This window comes from Microbacterium sp. Root180 (genome assembly GCF_001428485.1).
Lineage (GTDB): Bacteria > Actinomycetota > Actinomycetes > Actinomycetales > Microbacteriaceae > Microbacterium.
Genome location: NZ_LMHS01000002.1, coordinates 1 through 17,111, shown reverse-complemented (window position 1 = coordinate 17,111; position 17,111 = coordinate 1). Strand labels below are relative to the sequence as shown.

Genomic DNA, 17,111 nt, shown 5'->3' with positions numbered 1-17,111 from the left:
GGCCGTCGCGCGCCGACGTCGTGTCGGCGCGTGACCGGAGCCGGCGACGGCGGCCCACTCCCGTCGCTCAGCGCTGGCGGCGCTCGCGCACGCGCATGTTGATGACGATCGGCGACCCCTCGAAGCCATAGATCTCACGCAGGCGGCGCTGGATGAATCGGCGGTAGCCCGGATCGAGGAAGCCGGTCGTGAACAGCACGAATGTCGGCGGCCGGCTCGCCGCCTGCGTGCCGAACAGGATGCGCGGCTGCTTGCCGCCCCGCAGCGGGTGCGGGTGCTCGTTGACCAGTTCGGTGAGGAAGGCGTTGAACTTGCCGGTGGGGATGCGCTGGTCCCACGACTCGAGCGCGGTCTCGAGCGCCGGCACGAGCTTGTCGAGATGGCGTCCGGTACGGGCGGAGATGTTGACGCGCGGCGCCCACGCGACGTGCGCGAGGTCCTGCTCGATCTCGCGCTCGAGGTAGCGTCGGCGGTCCTGGCCGTCCATGTCGTCGTCGTTGAGGCGATCCCACTTGTTGTAGGCGATGACGAGCGCGCGGCCGGACTCGAGCACGAGGTCGATGATGTTCAGGTCCTGCACACTGACCGGCTGAGTGACGTCGATCACCACGATGGCGACCTCCGCCTTCTCGAGCGCGGTCGAGGTGCGCAGCGACGCGTAGAAGTCGGCGCCCTGCTGCAGGTGCACGCGACGACGGATGCCGGCCGTGTCGACGAAACGCCACAGCTTCCCGCCGAGCTCCACGACCTCGTCCACGGGGTCGCGCGTCGTGCCGGCGAGCTCGTTCACGACGACGCGCTCTTCGCCGGCCGCCTTGTTGAGGAGGGAGGACTTGCCGACGTTGGGGCGTCCGAGGATCGCCACGCGCCGAGGGCCGCCGATCTCGGCCTTGGCGACGGCCGAGACATCGGGGAGCACCTTCACGACCTCGTCGAGGAGGTCGGCGACGCCACGGCCGTGGATGGCCGAGACGGGGTGCGGCTCACCGAGTCCGAGATTCCACAGCGCGGCGGCCTCGGGCTCGTGTCGCGCATCGTCGATCTTGTTCGCGACGAGGAAGACCGGCTTGCCGCTCTTGCGCAGGAGGCGCACGACGTGCTCGTCGGTGGACGTTGCGCCGACCATGGCGTCGACGACGAACATCACGACATCGCAGAGGTCGATCGCGACCTCTGCCTGAGCGGCAACCGAGCGGTCGATGCCTCGCGCGTCGGGCTCCCATCCGCCGGTGTCGACGAGCGAGAACCGGCGCTCCATCCATTCGGCCTTGTAGGTGACCCGGTCGCGGGTGACGCCCGGGGTGTCCTCGACGACGGCCTCGCGGCGGCCGAGGATGCGGTTGACGAGCGCCGACTTGCCGACATTCGGGCGGCCGACGATCGCCACGACGGGCAAGGCCGGCAGGTACTCGATGCCGTCCTCGCCGCGCAGCACGCCTTCGAGGAGCACGGCGTCCTCGTCGTCGAGCTCGTAGTCGGCGAGCCCCGCCCGCAGGGAGGCGGCCCGCTGTTCGACGAGCTCCTCGTCGAGGTCGGCGAGGTTCTCGGCGAGCTGGTCCTCGCCCGCTTCGAATTCGTCGAAGTCTTCTGCGTCGCGGCTGTCAGCGGCCATCGTTCGCTCCCGTCTGTACAGGCTCTTTGGTGCGGATCACGCCGATCACGGCGTCCACGGTCTGGTCGAAGTCGAGGTGGGTGGAGTCGACGACCTCGACGCCCGGAGCGGCGCTGAGGAAGTCGACGACGGCCGAGTCGGACGCGTCGCGCTTGTGCAGCGCGGCGGCGACGGCCGCGGCATCCTGTCCTGTCAACTCGGCGCTGCGTCTGGCGGCACGCACCTCGGGGGCGGCCGTGAGCAGGATGCGGACGGGGGCATCGGGCGCGACGACGGTCGTGATGTCGCGACCCTCGATGACGACCCCCGAGCGACCGGATGCCGCCACCAGCGCCCGGAAGAGGGTGTTGACGGACTGTCTCACGGCGGGCACGCGTGCCACGCCGCTCACGGCGTCGGAGACGCGCGGCTCACGGATCGCATCGGTCACGTCGACTGCCCCGACCCGCACCCAGAACCTGTCGGGATCGAGCGAGATCGCGTAGTCGAAGTCGCCCATCACCTCGAGGACGGCGGTCGAGTCCGAGGTGTCGGTGCCGTGCTCCAGCGCGTGCCACGCGAGCGCGCGGTACGCGGCGCCGGTGTCGAGGAACCCGTAGCCGAGCCGTCGCGCGACCTGCTTCGAGACGCTCGATTTGCCGCTCCCCGCGGGGCCGTCGATGGCGACGACGAAGGGCGTCGCGGCGGATCCGGTCGAGGGATCAGTCATTGGTGGTGCTCGCAATCTTCCAGCCGCGGGCTTCGAGGCCCTCTACGGCGCGTCGTACGGCGCTGGGCACGACGCTGATCTCGGCCAGGCCGAATTGGGCGCCGGGCGAGTGCTCCAGGCGCAGGTCCTCGACGTTCACCTCGAGCTCGCCGAGCTCGCCGAACAGGCGTCCGAGCTGACCGGAGGTGTCGTCGACCATCACCACGACCTGCTCGAAGCGGCGGTTCTGGCCGTGCTTGCCGGGGAGGCGCTCGACGCCCTCGTTGCCGCGGCGGATCGTGTCGGCCACCGCCCGGCGTGCGCCGGGAGCGTCGGGGCTGCGCAGCGCGTCGGCGACCGACGAGAGGTCGGCTGCCAGCGCATCGAGGACATCGACCACCGGAGTCGCGTTGGCGCCGAGGATCTGCACCCAGAGCTCCGGGGCGGATGCCGCGATCCGCGTCGTGTCGCGCACGCCCTGGCCCGCCAGGCCGAGGGATCCGTCGGGGGCGTCCACGAAGCGTCCGGCGAGAAGGCTCGCGACGAGCTGCGGAACGTGCGACACGAGCGCGACGGCGCGGTCGTGCTCTTCCGGACCCATCTCGATGGGCATCGCGCCGAGATCCAGCGCGAGGGCCTCGACGACGGCGAGATCGCTCGCCGGCGTCTCGCCGTCGCGGCACACGACCCACGGACGGCCGACGAAGATGTCGGCGCGCGCCGAGATGGCTCCGCCGCGCTCGCGTCCGGCGAGCGGGTGCGAGCCGATGTAGTGAGTCAGGTCGACGCCGCGGTCGCGCAGCGCGCGCAGCGGCTCGAGCTTGACGCTGGCGACGTCGGTGACGACCGCCTTCGGGTGGCGTGCGAGCTCGCGTGCGATGACGTCGGCGGTGACATCCGGCGGCACCGCCACGACGACGAGGGTGGGTTCGTCCTCCGCTGCCGCCCGCCGGCCAGCGCCGTAATCGACGGCGAGGCGCAGCTGCGCGGGCGATGTGTCATCGAGCGCGACATCCACCCCGAGAGCCGTCAACGCGTGGCCGATGCTCGCTCCGAGCAGACCGGCGCCGACGATGCGCACGGTGCCCTGCACCCGCGCGGCGCGCGCGCCGGCGGACGTCGGCGTGGACTCGGTCACTCGTTCTCCTGATCGCTCCGCGGTTCGGAGTCGTCGCGGGACTCGGGCGCATCGCCCGCCGCGCGACGCGCGAGAGTCAGCAGAGCGCCCCGCTCCACCTTAGTCAACTCGCGTGCACGCCCGGCTGGCAGCGTTCCCAGGTGAAGCGGACCGAACTGGCGCCGCACGAGTTCGACGACCGGATGCCCCACCTCGGCCATCATGCGCCGCACGATGCGGTTGCGCCCCGAGTGCAGCGTGAGCTCGACGAGCGATCCCCCGCCTTCGGCGGACGACGACAGAAGGCGCGCCTTGTCGGCGGCGATCCGCCCGTCCTCGAGCTCCACGCCCTTGAGGAGCCGCTGGACGGTCTGCGGCGTCACCCTCCCCTCCACCTTCGCGATGTAGACCTTCGTCACGCCGAACGACGGGTGCGCCAGCACGTGGGCGAGCTCGCCGTCGTTGGTGAGCACGAGGAGGCCGCTCGTCTCGGCATCCAGCCGGCCCACGTTGTACAGGCGCTCCTCCCAGTCCTTCGTGAAGAGCCGCAGATCGGGGCGTCCGCGCTCGTCCTTCATCGAGCTGACCACGCCGGTCGGCTTGTTGAGCATGACGTAGCGCTTGGACTGATCGAGCTGTACAGCGCTGCCGTCCACGTCGACGAGGTCGTTCTCGGGATCGATGCGGGAGCCGAGCTCCGTCACGACCTGGCCGTTGACGCGCACCCTGCCCTCGACGATGAGCTGCTCGGCCACGCGGCGCGAGGCCACCCCGGCGTTCGCGAGCACTTTCTGGAGGCGCACGCCCTCGGGCGTGCCGAACGGATCGCGGTCGCTCATCGGCGGGCCTCCTCGTCGAATCCGCCGGTCCCGTCGTCGAGGAGCGGCGAGATGTGCGGCAGCTCGTCGAGCGAGTTGATGCCGAGGTTCACCAGCAGAGCGTCGGTGGTGCCGTAGTTGATGGCGCCGGTCTCGGCATCCGTGAACACCTCGGTGATGAGCCCGCGCGAGAGCAGCGTGCGCACGACCGAGTCGACGTTCACCGCCCGGATCGACGCCACCTGCCCTCGCGTGACGGGCTGCTTGTACGCGATCACCGCGAGAGTCTCGAGCGCGGCCTGAGACAGCCGCGACGGCGCCTGCGCGTTGACGAACTCGCTCACCAGGTCGTCGTGCTCCTCGCGGACGTACAGGCGCCACCCGCCGCCCACTTCGCGCAGCTCGAAGCCGCGCACGGGTCCGCCGGTCTCACCGTCGTAGTCGGCGACGAGTCCCTCGACCGCCTGCCGCACGGCCGGGACGGGCGAGCCGACCGCGGCCGCGAGGCTCACGAGGCTCTGGGGCTCCTCGACGATCAGCAGGATCGCCTCGAGGCGACGCGCGACGTCGGCAGTCACAACGGGGGCAGGCGGGACCTCCGCCTGCGGATCATCGGTCGTGGTCGGCTCATCGGTCATAGTCGGCTCCCAGAGTGGCGAGGTTCTCGTCGGACCAGCGCCGCGCACTCCAGCGCAGCGTGAGCTCGCCGAGCGGCTCGAGCTGTTCGAAGGACAGGGCGGCGTGGCGGTACAGCTCCAGCACCGAGAGGAAACGGGCGACCACGACACCGGGCTGCGTGACGCCGGCGACGAGCTCGCGGAAGTTGAGGGTTCCGGCGGCCCGCAGCAGCGTCACCACGACCGCGGCCTGCTCGCGGATGCTCACGAGCGGCGCGTGCAGATGGTCGAGACCGACGTGCGGGATCTCCTTGGGCGTCATCGCGAGCAGGGCGAGTGCCGCGAAGTCGTCGGCGCTGAGGGTCCAGACCAGCTCGGGCACCGCGTTTCGGTACTTCTCGTCCAGCCGCACCGAGCGGGCGTGGCGACGATCCTCCCGCTGCAGGCAGCGCTCGAACCACACCGAGACCTCCTTGAACGCCCGGTACTGGAGCAGTCGGGCGAACAGCAGATCGCGGGCCTCGAGGAGGGCGACCGACTCGGCGTCCACGAGCTCGCCCTGCGGCAGGAGCCCCGCGACCTTCATATCGAGCAGGGTCGCGGCGACGACGAGGAACTCGGATGCCTCCTCCAGCTCCTCCTCGGGCCCGAGTTCGCGCAGGTACGCGATGAACTCGTTCGTGACGGCCGAGAGCGAGACCTCGGTGATGTCGAGCTCGTGCTTCGAGATGAGCGTGAGCAGCAGGTCGAAGGGCCCGTCGAAGCCCGCGAGCGAGACGCGGAAGCCCTCGACGGGCGGCTCGCTGGCGAGGGCTTCCTCGTCAGGCGACGGCGCCACGGGCGACCAGCTCCCGCGCCAGTCGCAGGTAGGCCTGCGCGGCGGCGTGCTCGGGCGCGAACTCGGTGATGGGCATGCCGGAGACCGAGGCGTCCGGGAACTTCACGGTCCGGCCGATGACGGTCTCGAGGACATCGTCTCCGAACGCGTCGACGACCCGCTCGAGCACCTCCCGCGAATGGAGCGTGCGGGCGTCGTACATCGTCGCGAGCACGCCGTCGAGCGTGATCGTGGGGTTCAGCCGGTCGCGCACCTTGTCGATCGTCTCGATGAGCATCGCGACGCCGCGCAGGGCGAAGAACTCGCACTCGAGCGGGATGATCACGCCGTGGCTGGCCGTGAGCGCGTTCACCGTGAGCAGGCCGAGCGAGGGCTGGCAGTCGATGAGGATGACGTCGTAGTGCGGCGCGAGCCTGCGCAAGGCGCGCGAGAGGGTCTGCTCGCGCGCGACCTCGTTCACCAGGTGCACTTCGGCGGCCGACAGATCGATGTTCGCCGGGATCACGTCGAGGTTCTCGACGCCGCTCTTCACCACGACTTCGAGCGGATCGCGCTTGCCGTCGACGAGCAGGTCGTAGATCGTCGGGATGTCGTGGGTCTGGATGCCGAGACCGGCCGACAGCGCGCCCTGCGGGTCGAAGTCCACCGCCAGCACCTTGCGGCCGTAGCTGGCGAGGGCGGCCGCGAGGTTGATGGTCGTCGTCGTCTTGCCGACGCCGCCCTTCTGGTTGCACAGCGAGATGATGCGCGCGGGACCCGTGCCGTCGAGTGTCGGCGGGGTCGGGAAGCCGTGGTACGGACGCCCCGTGGGACCGATCGGCGTCTCGTCGCCTGAGGCCTTCGTCGCGCCCCGCTTGCTGCCCGCCACAGACTCTCCTGACTTTTCCATGCCGTGCACCGATTCTAGTCACGGCGAGGCCCCAGCCCCGGGAAGGGTCAGCGGGCGCGCGGGTGGGAAGTGACGTAGACGTCCCGCAGCGCGTCGACGGACACATGAGTGTAGATCTSSGTGGTCGCCACGGAGGCATGGCCGAGCAGCTCCTGGACCACCCGCACGTCGGCTCCGCCCTGCAGCAGATGGGTCGCGAACGAGTGCCGGAGCGTGTGCGGCGACACATGCGCGGTGAGCTGCGCGCGCTCGGCCGCGTCATGGATGACCAGCCACGCACTCTGGCGCGACAGCGGCGCGCCGCGTGCGCCCAGGAACAGCTTCGGCGTCGCCCTCCCCCGGCGGGAGAGCTCGGGCCGCGCCCGCGTCAGATAGGCGTCCACCGCGGCGCGCGCGTACGAGCCGACCGGAACGATCCGCTCCTTCGAGCCCTTTCCGCGCACCCGGATCACGTCACCGTGGGCAAGGTCGTCGACGTCGAGCTGCACGACCTCGGACACCCGTGCGCCCGTGGCGTAGAGCAGTTCGAGCAGGGCGCGGTCGCGCAGTCCCACGAGATCGCCGGGGGCAGCGCCGAGCGCGGCATCCGCTCCTGTGGCGGGAGCAGGACCCGACGCATCCAGCAGCGCCTCGACCTGGTCGATGGTGAGCGCCTTCGGAAGTCGCTGCGGCTGCTTCGGCGGCCGCAGGCGTGAGGACGGGTCTGCGGGCTCGATGCCCTCGCGGGCCAGGAAGCGATGCAGTCCGCGCACCGACGACTGCAGCCGCGCGAGTGAGGATGCCGCGACCGGCGGCTGCGCGGCGGCGCGCTCTGCGGCGAATTCGGCGACGATGGCCGCCGAGACATCCGAGGAGTCGTTGATGCCCCGCGCGGCGAGCCATGCGACGTATCCGGCGAGGTCTCGGCGGTACGCGGCGACGGTGTTGTCGGACAGCCCGCGTTCGATCGTGATGTGCCGCAGGTAGGCGTCCACCGCCCGGTCGAACCGCATGTCAGGCCCCGGGTGCGCCGTCCGGGCGCTCCGCCGTCGCTGAACGCAGCCGCTCGGCGGCCGCCAGCGCACCGACGGCGAGGATGCCGTTGCGCAGACGCCCCGCGAGGACGCCCGCGATGACCTCCGCCAGCGGCACCCACTCGATACGGATGTCGGCCTCTTCGTCTTCCCGGGGATGGATCTCACGGGCAGCGGACAGCGCCCGTGCGAGGAAGAGGTGAACGACCTCGTCGTTGCCGCCGGGGGTCGTGAAGATGCTGACGAGGGGCTCCCACGAGTCTGCGACGAGGTCGGCTTCCTCTGCCAACTCGCGCACCGCGGTCTGCATCGGGGTCTCCCCGGCCACATCGAGCAGCCCGGCGGGGATCTCCCAGTCGCGATGGCGGATCGGATGCCGGTACTGCTGGATCAGCAGTACGCGGTCGGCGTCGTCGATCGCGACGATGGCGGCCGCCCCCGGATGATCGACGTACTGGCGGACGATCTGCTCGCCCGCGTACGCGACGGTGTCGCTGCGGACGTCCCACACGCGCCCCTGATAGACCAGGTCGCTGTCGATCACCTCCAGCGAGACGGGCTCGTCGGCCAGCGGCGAGCCGGCCACCGCGTCAGCCATTCTCGACGTCGAAGAGCTCGCTGGAGCTGTGACGCTCGAGGGCCGCGCCGACGAGACCGCGGAACAGCGGGTTCGCGTCGGTCGGACGAGAACGGAGCTCGGGGTGCGCCTGCGTCGCGACGTAGTACGGGTGCACGTCCCGCGGAAGCTCGACGTACTCGACGAGGTCGAGGTCGGGGTTGATGCCCGAGAACACCAGGCCCGCCTGGGCGATCTGGTCGCGGTAGCGGTTGTTGACCTCGTAGCGGTGACGGTGACGCTCCGAGGCGCGGCTCGCACCGTACACCTCGGCGGCGATCGAGCCCTCGGCGAGCTCTGCCGGGTACAGGCCGAGACGCATCGTGCCGCCCATGTCGCCGCTCTCGAGGATGTCGACCTGCTCCTCCATCGTCGCGATGACGGGGTGCACGGTGTCGGGGTCGAACTCGCTCGAGGAGGCGCCCTCGATGCCGGCGACATGTCGCGCGTACTCGATGACGATGCACTGCAGTCCGAGGCAGATGCCGAGCGTCGGGATGCCCTGTTCGCGGGCGAACTTGAGAGCGCCGATCTTGCCCTCGATGCCGCGGATGCCGAAGCCGCCGGGGATGACGATGCCGTCGAGCGGGCCGAGGGCCTTGGCAGCGCCCTCGGGCGTCTCGCACTCGTCGGAAGGGATCCAGCGGATGTTGACGTGGGTCTCGTGGGCGAACCCGCCCGCCTTGAGCGCCTCGGTGACAGACAGGTAGGCGTCGGGCAGGTCGATGTACTTGCCGACGAGGCCGATCGTGACGTCGTGCTTCGGGTTGTGCACGGCTTGGAGCACGCGCTCCCAGCGCGACCAGTCCACCTCGGTCGCCTTCGCCAGGCCGAGCGTGCGAACGATGTACTCGTCGAGCCCCTGCTCGTTCAGCATCGAGGGGATGTCGTAGATGCTCGGCACATCCACCGCGTTGACGACCGCGCCTTCGTCGACGTCGCACATGAGCGCGATCTTGCGCTTGTTCGCCTCGGTGACGGGGCGGTCGCTGCGCAGCACGAGTGCGTCGGGCTGGATGCCGATCGACCGGAGCGTCGCCACGGAGTGCTGCGTCGGCTTGGTCTTCTGCTCGCCCGAGGCGCCCATGAACGGCACGAGGGAGACGTGCACGAAGAACACGTTCTGTCGCCCGAGCTCGTGGCGGATCTGACGCGCCGACTCGATGAACGGCTGCGACTCGATGTCGCCGACCGTGCCGCCGATCTCCGTGATGATGACGTCGGGGCGGGGCTCCTCGGTCGCCTGCAGACGCATGCGGCGCTTGATCTCGTCGGTGATGTGCGGGATCACCTGCACGGTGTCGCCGAGGTACTCGCCGCGGCGCTCGCGCGCGATCACCTGCGAGTAGATCTGCCCGGTCGTCACGTTCGCGGCCTGGCTCAGCTCGATGTCGAGGAAGCGCTCGTAGTGCCCGATGTCGAGGTCGGTCTCGGCGCCGTCGTCGGTCACGAAGACCTCGCCGTGCTGGAACGGATTCATCGTGCCCGGATCGACGTTCAGGTACGGATCGAGCTTCTGCATGACGACGTGGAGTCCGCGCGCCGTGAGCAGGTTTCCCAGGCTGGCGGCGGTGAGGCCCTTGCCGAGAGAGGAAACGACACCACCGGTCACGAAGATGTGCTTGGTGGTGTCGTTCGAAGAGTCGCCGCGGGAAGAACCAGAAGTCTGCATCACGGGCTTTTATCCTATCTCACGTCTGGGGGTCGAGCCTGAGCGAAAGCGGCGTGGCTCGGGCGATCGTGCTGCGCGGTGGCCGCGCGGGCGTTTCATGCGACCTCGGTCCGCAGCCCGAGGAGCTCGCGCGCGTGGGTGAGCGCGGCATCCGAATCCGGCATTCCCGACAGCAGTCGGGCCATTTCGGCCTCGCGCTCCGCGCCGTCGAGGCGGCGGACGTCGGATGCCGTCACCGAGCCGTCGACCGCCTTCACGACCGTGAGGTGATTGGTGGCGAACGCGGCGACCTGCGCCAGGTGGGTGACGGCGATCACCTGCGACGACTGGGCCAGGCGCGCGAGACGGCGTCCGACCTCGATCGCCGCCGCTCCCCCGATGCCCGCGTCGACCTCGTCGAACACGAACGTCGGCACCGGGTCGGCCGCCGCGATGACGACCTCGATCGCGAGCATCACGCGACTGAGCTCGCCGCCGGATGCGCCCCTCGACACCGGTCGTGGATCGGCGCCCGGGTGGGGAGCGAGCAGGATCGCGACATCGTCGCGGCCGGACGCGGACTCCGCGCCCGGCGACACCGCCACGGTCAGGCGCGCGTCGGGCATTGCGAGGGCCCGCAGCTCTGCGGTGACTGCGGTGCCGAGCCTCTCGGCCGCGTCGCTGCGGGCGGCAGTGAGAACCGCGGCTGCGGTGTCGACGGCGGATGCTGCGGCATCCCGTTCGGCGGTCAGCCGATCCACGCGGTCGGTGTCGTCGTCGAGTTCGGCGAGGCGGGCGGAACCCGTGTCGAGAAGCTCGATGGCGGCGTCGAGCGTGCCATGGGCGCGCACGAGCGCCGAGAGCACGGAACGTCGCTCCTCGACCGCGGCGAGCTCGTGCGGACCGGTCTCATCGAGATCGGCGAGGTACGCGGCCAGCGCTGCGGAGACGTCGGCGGTGCGATAGCCGAGATCGGCCACCTGACCGGCGAGCTCTTCGAGCACCGGGTCGACCGCGCGCTCGAGGGCACGGCGAGCCTCGGCCAGGAGGGATGCCGCATCGGGCTCCCCGTCGCCCGAGAGTGCGTCGTGGGCCGTCGCAGCGGCCGTGCGAAGCTCTTCCGCGTTCGCGAGCCGCTCGGCGCGCACGGTGAGCTCGGCGTCCTCTCCGGGCTGCGGAGCGGCCTGCTCGATCTCGGCGACCTGCGCGCGCAGCTCATCGGCCTCGCGGGCCCGGGCCTCGCGGTCGTCGGTGATCGAAGTCAGCTCGCGATCGGCGGCCCGCCAGCGCTCGTACGCGTCACGGTACGTGGCGAGAGCGCCCTGCACGGCGACGCCGCCGAAGCGGTCGAGCGCGTCGCGCTGGGCGACCGCGCTGCGCAGCCGCAGCTGGTCGGACTGGCCGTGCACGACGACCAGCTCGTCCGCGAGGTCTGCGAGCACGCCGGCCGGAGCGGTCCTGCCGCCGACCGAGGCCCTGCCGCGCCCCTCGGTGGAGATGGACCGGCCGACGAAGAGCTCGGCCCGCCCGTCGCCGAGGGGTTCGAGGTCGCCTCCGGCGTCGCGCACGCGATCGGCGACGGATCCCGCCTCGGGGACGATCCACACGCCGTCGACCGTCGCCTGGGTCGCCCCTGAGCGCACGGTACCGGAGTCCGCCCGTTGCCCGAGGAGGAGGCCGAGACCCGTCACGACCATCGTCTTGCCAGCGCCGGTCTCACCCGTGATCGCCGTGAAGCCCGGCCCGATGGCGAGGGTCGCCTCGGCGATCACCCCGAGATCACGCAGCCGCATCTCCTCGATCACGGCGTGGGTCCCGTGATCGCGGTCGGCCCGCGCCAGCCTTCGACGGGCAGCCGGAACTTGCGCACGAGTCGGTCGGTGAACCGCGCCGGGTGCAGCCGGGCGAGTCGCACCGGGTTCTCGGAGCGACGCACGACCACGCGCGCGCCGGGCGGCAGGTCATGGGAGCGACGCCCGTCGCACCAGAGGATGCCGAAGCCGTTGGTGCGCTCGAGCACCTCGATCGCCACAGCGTGCTCCGGGCCGACCACGAGCGGCTTCGCGAAGAGCGCGTGCGCCGACAGCGGCACGACCGAGATCGCCTCGACCGTCGGCCAGATCACCGGGCCGCCGGCGGAGAAGTTGTAGGCCGTCGATCCCGTGGGAGTGGAGATGACGACGCCGTCGCACCCGAACGTGGACAGCGGGCGCCCGTCGACCTCGATCACGACCTCGAGCATGCGCTCACGACTGGCCTTCTCGACCGTGGCCTCGTTGAGTGCCCACGTCTCGTAGATCACGGAGTCCGCGGAATCCTTCACCCGCACGCCCAGCGCGAGACGCTCCTCGACCTCGTAGTCGCGGGCGATGACCCGCCTCACCGCGTCGTCCATGTCGTCGCGCTCGATCTCGGCGAGGAACCCGACATGGCCCATGTTGATGCCGAGAACCGGTGCCGTCCCCTCGCGAACGAGTTCGGCGGCCCTCAGGATCGTGCCGTCGCCGCCGAGGACGATCGCCAGTTCGACGTCGGCCACCGGGACGTCGTCGCCGAGCACGGCGACCTCGCCGAACGAGGGGATCACCGCCGAGAGCTCCGCCCGGTCGTCGGCGGCGAGCACCGGGCGCGCGCCCGCGGCTCGCAGCGCCGCGACGACGCGTTCGGCCGCGAACACGGTGTCATCACGATGGGCGTGCGCGACGACGAGGATGTTGCGCGCGGCGCGTGCGTCGTTGTCGGTCATCAGGCCCCCGCCAGTCGGTTCACGGTGCCCAACCATTCTGTCGGATTGCTCCCGCGTCCCGGCGCGAGGTGGGCGATGTACTCGGAATTGCCGTGCGTCCCCACGATCGGGGAGGAGATGACGCCGCAGGTGCCGAGTCCGGCATCCCACGCCGACCAGAGCACCCCTGCGACCGCATCCGCCCGCAGCGCGGGATTCGTGACCAGGCCGCCCTTCACCGCCGTGCGGCCGACCTCGAACTGCGGCTTCACGAGCAGCACGAGGTCGCCGTCGTCGGCGACCACGGCCCGGGCCGCAGAGAGCACGTGTGCGAGCGAGATGAACGACAGGTCGCCGGTGACGATCGACGGGCGCGCCTCGACACCGCTCTCCTCGGCGAGGGACTGCCGGGTCATGTGCCGGACGTTGTACCCCTCGATCGAGATCACGCCCGGGTCGTCGGCGACGGATGCCGCGAGCTGCCCGTGTCCGACGTCGACCGCGATCACCGGCTCGGCTCCGCGCTCCCGCAGGACCTGGGTGAATCCGCCCGTCGAGGCGCCCATGTCGAGTGCGATGCGCCCGGCGACGTCGATGCCGAAGGCGTCGAGGCCGGCGACGAGCTTGTGCGCGGCGCGGCTGACGTAGTGGTCGGTGCCGGCGACCGCGATCGTTGCCTCGTCGGCGATCGGGGTCGACGCCTTCACGACCGGCCGGCCGTCGACGGTCACGAGCCCGTCGGCGATCAGGGTCGCCGCGTGGGTGCGCGAACGTGCGAGCCCGCGAGCGGCCAGCGCGGCATCGAGCCGCGCCGTCATGAGGCGGACGGTGCAGCGGGCGTGGCCTCGAGGCGCCGCGCCAGCGTGTCGTGGAGTGCGTCGTAGGCGTCGGAGCGCGTCGGCAGTGGCTGCGCCTCGATCACCTCGAGGGTGGACAGCAGGTCGCCGGGGTCGTTGTCGCGGGCGGACGCGTGCTCGTCAGGCTGCACCATGTCCCCAGGATACGGCGAACCAGCCGCGCAGCCCGGCGACTCAGGGGCGGTGGAAAGGATCCGCGTAGAGCGCCTCGGGCACGCGGAACCCGAAGATCGCCCGACCGGTCGACCAGATCGCGGCTGCACCGGCGCGGAGCAGGTCGATCGGCCGCTCCCCTTCGGAGACGATGCGGACGTCCGGACCGTCGATCCGAACCGAGGCACCGCGCACCGTCGCGACGCCGTCGACGACCTTCACCTCGGGATACGGCTCATGCAGCTCACGCAGGTCGCCGAGGATGTAGGTCGGCTGCGAACCCTGGGGGGCCGCGAGCACGTGCTTGGGCCGGTCGATGCCGGTGAGCACCAGCGCCGAGTCGATTCCTGCCCGGTTGGCGCCGAGGATGTCGGTATCGAGACGGTCGCCGAGGAAGAGCGGATGCTTCGCCCCGAACCGCGCGACGGCCTCCTCGAAGATCGGCACCTCGGGCTTGCCGGCGACGGTCGCCAGACGACCGATCGCCGTGTGCACGGCCGACACGAGCGTGCCGTTGCCGGGCGCCACACCGCGCGCCTGCGGAATCGTCCAGTCCGTGTTGGTGGCGATCCAGGGGATGCCACCTTCCTCTTCCGGCACCTTGAGCGCGAACGCGGCCTCGGCGAGCTGCGTCCAGCCGACGTCGGGTGCGAAGCCCTGCACGACGGCCGCGGGGGCGTCGTCGGCGGAGCGCGTCACGACGAACCCGGCCTTCGTGACCTCGTCCACGAGCCCGTCGCCGCCGACGACGAGGATCGTCGATCCCGGCGCGACGCGGTGTGCGAGCAGACGCATCGCGGCCTGCGGACTCGTGACGACCTCGTCCGGGTCGGTCGTGAGACCCAGGTCCGACAGGTGCGCCGCGACCGACGCATCCGTTCGTGACGCGTTGTTCGTGATGTAGCCGAGTCTGCGACCCTCCCGGGCGAGGTTGAGACTCTCGACGGCATGAGGCAGAGCCCCGGCGCCCGCGTAGACGACGCCGTCGAGGTCGGCCAGCACGACATCGACGCCGTCGAGCGGACCGGCCGGCTGCGGCCGGCGACCGAACAGCGGCATCAGCGGTCGGTGCCTTCGCCTGCGGCCTCAGGTGCGTCGTCGACGCCGGCTTCGATGAGGATCTCAGCGACCTCGTCCTCGACGGACACGACGGCGGATGCCTCGTCCTCGACGGGGGCGGAGGACTCTGCCGTTTCGGTGTCAGCCGGATCGCCATCGGTGTCGGCGTCGTCGGACTCGATGTCGGTCGCCGTCTCGTCCGTGACGTCGGCTTCGTCGGCTTCGTCGGCTTCGTCGGCTTCGTCGGCTTCGTCGGTGACGTCCGCTTCGTCCGTCACGTCGGCGACGTCGGCGACGTCGTCGTCATCGGAGGACCCGGTGACCTCGTCATCCGCCACAGCGTCGTCCGCCGACGATGCCAGGGCCTCATCGAGCTCTTCGTCCTCGAGCTCTTCGTCCTCGAGCTCTTCGTCCTCGAGCTCTTCGTCCTCGATCTCGATGATCTCGTCGACGAACACGGTCTCGAGATCACCCGAGCCGAGCGCTGCGTCGATCGCCTCCGCGGCAACCTTCGCGCGGTCCTCCCAGCGCTCCGCCTCGTCCGAACGGCCGAGTTCCTCGAGCACGGTGGCGCGTGCGGAGAAGAGCGCCGGGCTCCACTCGAACGCGCGGTCCGGATCGAGTTCGGGGATGTCGAGCTCCTGCAGCGCGCGCTCAGGCTCACCGAGATCGAGTCGCGCACCGGACATGGCGATCGCGAGCCCGACGCGAACCTCGGTCGGCAATGCGGCGCGGTCGACTCCGCGGCCGACTTCGAGAGCGCGGTCGGGGCGCCCCACGCCGCGCTCGCTGTCGACCATCAGGGCGATCTGGTCGTCCTTGCCCGAGATGCGGCGGTAGGTGCGCAGTTCGCGAAGTGCGAGGGCGTAGTCCTCCGTCGCATAGGCGGTGATCGCCAGCGTCTCGCGGACGATCGCGATGCGACCCGCGCGGCGCGAGGCGGAGAGCGCGTGCTGATGCGCCAGCGCCGGGTCGTCGTCGATCAGCTCGGATGCCATCACGAGATGGCGGGCGACCTGGTCCGCGTTCTCCTTGCTGAGCGTCTTGAGTTCGTTGCGCGCACTCGGATGCAGGTCTTGCGGGGTCACCTCATCGGGGATCAGCGGGTCGTCATGACGGGGACGAACGGACCGGATCTCCTCCGGACGCGTCGCCCTGTCCGGACGATCCGCTCCGCCGCGCGTCGGACGGTCCGGCCGGCCCGAGCGCTGCGGGCCACGATCCCCGTCACGCTTCTCGTACGGGCGTCGATCGCCGTCGCGCTGCGGGTACGACTTCCGGTCGCCATCACGAGGCGGGTACGACTTCCGCTCGCCATCACGAGGCGGGTACGACTTCCGCTCGCCATCACGAGGCGGGTACGACTTCCGCTCGCCGTCACGCGGCGGGTACGACTTCCGCTCGCCATCACGCGGCGGGTACGACTTCCGGTCGCTGTTACGCGCGGCGTAGGGCTTCCGGTCACCATCGCGCGGGGCGTAGGACTTGCGGTCGCCGTCACGGGGCGGGTACGACTTCCGGTCACCATCACGCGAGGCGTAGGGCTTGCGGTCGCCGTCACGCGGTGGATACGACTTCCGGTCGCCATCACGCGGCGGGTACGACTTCCGGTCGCCGTCACGGGGCGGGTACGACTTCCGGTCGCCATCACGCGAGGCGTAGGGCTTGCGGTCGCCGTCACGCGGCGGGTACGACTTCCGCTCACCATCGCGGGGCGGGTACGACTTCCGCTCGCCGTCACGGGGCGGGTACGACTTCCGGTCACCATCGCGCGAGGCGTAGGGCTTCCGCTCGCCGTCACGCGGCGGGTACGACTTACGCTCACCATCACGCGGCGGGTACGACTTACGCTCACCATCACGCGGCGGGTACGACTTACGCTCACCATCACGCGGCGGGTACGACTTACGCTCACCATCGCGGGGCGGGTACGACTTCCGGTCACCATCGCGCGAGGCGTAGGGCTTCCGCTCACCATCACGCGGCGGGTACGACTTCCGCTCACCATCGCGGGGCGGGTACGACTTCCGCTCGCCATCGCGCTTCTCGTAGGGCTTGCGGTCGCCGTCACGCTTCTCGTAAGGCTTGCGATCGCTTCGACCGCGGTCGTCGCGGGCTCCGGAGGCAGCACCATCGCGACCGCGCGCGTGGGAGGGCGCGCCTGAATTGGCGTCGCGGGCTCGAGGGGGCGGGCCGCCCGTGCGTCCGCGCGCCGTGCGGTCTGCTGCGTCGTCGCGCGGCTCCTGCTCGGCCATGTCTCGATTCCTTCCGATGCCCATGTTCAGTGTGTGGGGGTTAACGCGAAATGGCCACCCTGCGTTGGGTGGCCATTTCGGTAATGGAAGTCCGGCGGTGTCCTACTCTCCCACAGGGTCCCCCCTGCAGTACCATCGGCGCTGAGAGGCTTAGCTTCCGGGGTCGGTATGGGACCGGGCGTTTCCCTCTCGCTATGGCCGCC

Annotated in this window: 16 protein-coding genes and 1 rRNA gene; all 17 read right to left on the bottom strand. The window is 70.7% G+C overall.

Annotated elements, in window-relative coordinates:
- Positions 1–67: 67 nt before the first annotated feature.
- Positions 68–1,612, bottom strand: coding sequence for a ribosome biogenesis GTPase Der (der, locus tag ASD93_RS04340; protein ID WP_056119270.1), 1,545 nt, complete (start codon positions 1,610–1,612; stop codon positions 68–70).
- Positions 1,602–2,321, bottom strand: coding sequence for a (d)CMP kinase (gene cmk, locus ASD93_RS04335; protein WP_056119268.1), 720 nt, complete (start codon positions 2,319–2,321; stop codon positions 1,602–1,604). The genes der and cmk overlap by 11 nt, the downstream gene beginning before the upstream one ends.
- Positions 2,314–3,438 (bottom strand): prephenate dehydrogenase, encoded by a 1,125-nt coding sequence (locus ASD93_RS04330; RefSeq protein ID WP_056119265.1) that lies wholly within the window; start codon positions 3,436–3,438, stop codon positions 2,314–2,316. The genes cmk and ASD93_RS04330 overlap by 8 nt, the downstream gene beginning before the upstream one ends.
- A complete protein-coding gene (locus tag ASD93_RS04325; protein ID WP_056119262.1) occupies positions 3,435–4,256 on the bottom strand; it encodes a pseudouridine synthase in 822 nt (273 codons plus the stop codon). The genes ASD93_RS04330 and ASD93_RS04325 overlap by 4 nt, the downstream gene beginning before the upstream one ends.
- Positions 4,253–4,873, bottom strand: a complete 621-nt coding sequence (scpB, locus tag ASD93_RS04320; RefSeq protein WP_056119259.1) for an SMC-Scp complex subunit ScpB — start codon at positions 4,871–4,873, stop codon at positions 4,253–4,255. Before scpB ends, ASD93_RS04325 begins: the two co-directional genes overlap by 4 nt.
- A complete protein-coding gene (locus ASD93_RS04315; protein WP_056119257.1) occupies positions 4,863–5,690 on the bottom strand; it encodes a segregation and condensation protein A in 828 nt (275 codons plus the stop codon). Before ASD93_RS04315 ends, scpB begins: the two co-directional genes overlap by 11 nt.
- Positions 5,674–6,579, bottom strand: a complete 906-nt coding sequence (locus tag ASD93_RS04310) for a ParA family protein (protein ID WP_200950588.1) — start codon at positions 6,577–6,579, stop codon at positions 5,674–5,676. The genes ASD93_RS04315 and ASD93_RS04310 overlap by 17 nt, the downstream gene beginning before the upstream one ends.
- A gap of 47 nt (positions 6,580–6,626) precedes the next feature.
- Positions 6,627–7,571: a site-specific tyrosine recombinase XerD gene (gene xerD / locus ASD93_RS04305; RefSeq protein WP_056119251.1), complete on the bottom strand. Its 945-nt coding sequence runs from the start codon at positions 7,569–7,571 to the stop codon at positions 6,627–6,629.
- Between the two features lies 1 nt (position 7,572).
- Positions 7,573–8,190, bottom strand: a complete 618-nt coding sequence (locus ASD93_RS04300) for an NUDIX domain-containing protein (RefSeq protein ID WP_056119248.1) — start codon at positions 8,188–8,190, stop codon at positions 7,573–7,575.
- Positions 8,183–9,880 (bottom strand): CTP synthase, encoded by a 1,698-nt coding sequence (locus ASD93_RS04295; protein ID WP_056120867.1) that lies wholly within the window; start codon positions 9,878–9,880, stop codon positions 8,183–8,185. The genes ASD93_RS04300 and ASD93_RS04295 overlap by 8 nt, the downstream gene beginning before the upstream one ends.
- A 95-nt stretch (positions 9,881–9,975) precedes the next feature.
- The gene (gene recN, locus ASD93_RS04290; RefSeq protein WP_056119246.1) at positions 9,976–11,664 is read right to left on the bottom strand and encodes a DNA repair protein RecN; all 1,689 of its coding nucleotides are present in this window, start codon (positions 11,662–11,664) and stop codon (positions 9,976–9,978) included.
- Positions 11,661–12,605, bottom strand: coding sequence for an NAD kinase (locus tag ASD93_RS04285; RefSeq protein ID WP_056119244.1), 945 nt, complete (start codon positions 12,603–12,605; stop codon positions 11,661–11,663). Before ASD93_RS04285 ends, recN begins: the two co-directional genes overlap by 4 nt.
- A complete protein-coding gene (locus ASD93_RS04280; RefSeq protein WP_056119241.1) occupies positions 12,605–13,402 on the bottom strand; it encodes a TlyA family RNA methyltransferase in 798 nt (265 codons plus the stop codon). The genes ASD93_RS04285 and ASD93_RS04280 overlap by 1 nt, the downstream gene beginning before the upstream one ends.
- A complete protein-coding gene (locus ASD93_RS16025) occupies positions 13,399–13,575 on the bottom strand; it encodes a hypothetical protein (RefSeq protein ID WP_200950587.1) in 177 nt (58 codons plus the stop codon). Before ASD93_RS16025 ends, ASD93_RS04280 begins: the two co-directional genes overlap by 4 nt.
- A gap of 40 nt (positions 13,576–13,615) precedes the next feature.
- Positions 13,616–14,653 carry an HAD-IIA family hydrolase gene (locus ASD93_RS04275; RefSeq protein ID WP_056119238.1) on the bottom strand — a complete coding sequence of 346 codons (1,038 nt, stop codon included), beginning with the start codon at positions 14,651–14,653 and terminating at the stop codon, positions 13,616–13,618.
- The gene (locus ASD93_RS16110; protein ID WP_235566878.1) at positions 14,653–16,908 is read right to left on the bottom strand and encodes a primosomal protein; all 2,256 of its coding nucleotides are present in this window, start codon (positions 16,906–16,908) and stop codon (positions 14,653–14,655) included. Before ASD93_RS16110 ends, ASD93_RS04275 begins: the two co-directional genes overlap by 1 nt.
- An 89-nt stretch (positions 16,909–16,997) precedes the next feature.
- Positions 16,998–17,111, bottom strand: a 5S ribosomal RNA gene (gene rrf / locus ASD93_RS04265); the annotation flags it as partial.

Excerpts from the sequence above, each read along its gene's own strand:
- ASD93_RS04300 (WP_056119248.1), bottom strand. The coding sequence starts at position 8,190 with ATGGCTGACGCGGTGGCCGGCTCGCCGCTGGCCGACGAGCCCGTCTCG.
- der (WP_056119270.1), bottom strand. The coding sequence starts at position 1,612 with ATGGCCGCTGACAGCCGCGACGCAGAAGACTTCGACGAATTCGAAGCG.
- ASD93_RS16025 (WP_200950587.1), bottom strand. The coding sequence starts at position 13,575 with ATGGTGCAGCCTGACGAGCACGCGTCCGCCCGCGACAACGACCCCGGC.
- ASD93_RS16110 (WP_235566878.1), bottom strand. The coding sequence starts at position 16,908 with ATGGCCGAGCAGGAGCCGCGCGACGACGCAGCAGACCGCACGGCGCGC.
- ASD93_RS04325 (WP_056119262.1), bottom strand. The coding sequence starts at position 4,256 with ATGAGCGACCGCGATCCGTTCGGCACGCCCGAGGGCGTGCGCCTCCAG.
- scpB (WP_056119259.1), bottom strand. The coding sequence starts at position 4,873 with ATGACCGATGAGCCGACCACGACCGATGATCCGCAGGCGGAGGTCCCG.
- cmk (WP_056119268.1), bottom strand. The coding sequence starts at position 2,321 with ATGACTGATCCCTCGACCGGATCCGCCGCGACGCCCTTCGTCGTCGCC.
- ASD93_RS04280 (WP_056119241.1), bottom strand. The coding sequence starts at position 13,402 with ATGACGGCGCGGCTCGATGCCGCGCTGGCCGCTCGCGGGCTCGCACGT.
- ASD93_RS04275 (WP_056119238.1), bottom strand. The coding sequence starts at position 14,653 with ATGCCGCTGTTCGGTCGCCGGCCGCAGCCGGCCGGTCCGCTCGACGGC.
- ASD93_RS04310 (WP_200950588.1), bottom strand. The coding sequence starts at position 6,579 with ATGGAAAAGTCAGGAGAGTCTGTGGCGGGCAGCAAGCGGGGCGCGACG.
- ASD93_RS04295 (WP_056120867.1), bottom strand. The coding sequence starts at position 9,880 with ATGCAGACTTCTGGTTCTTCCCGCGGCGACTCTTCGAACGACACCACC.
- ASD93_RS04285 (WP_056119244.1), bottom strand. The coding sequence starts at position 12,605 with ATGACCGACAACGACGCACGCGCCGCGCGCAACATCCTCGTCGTCGCG.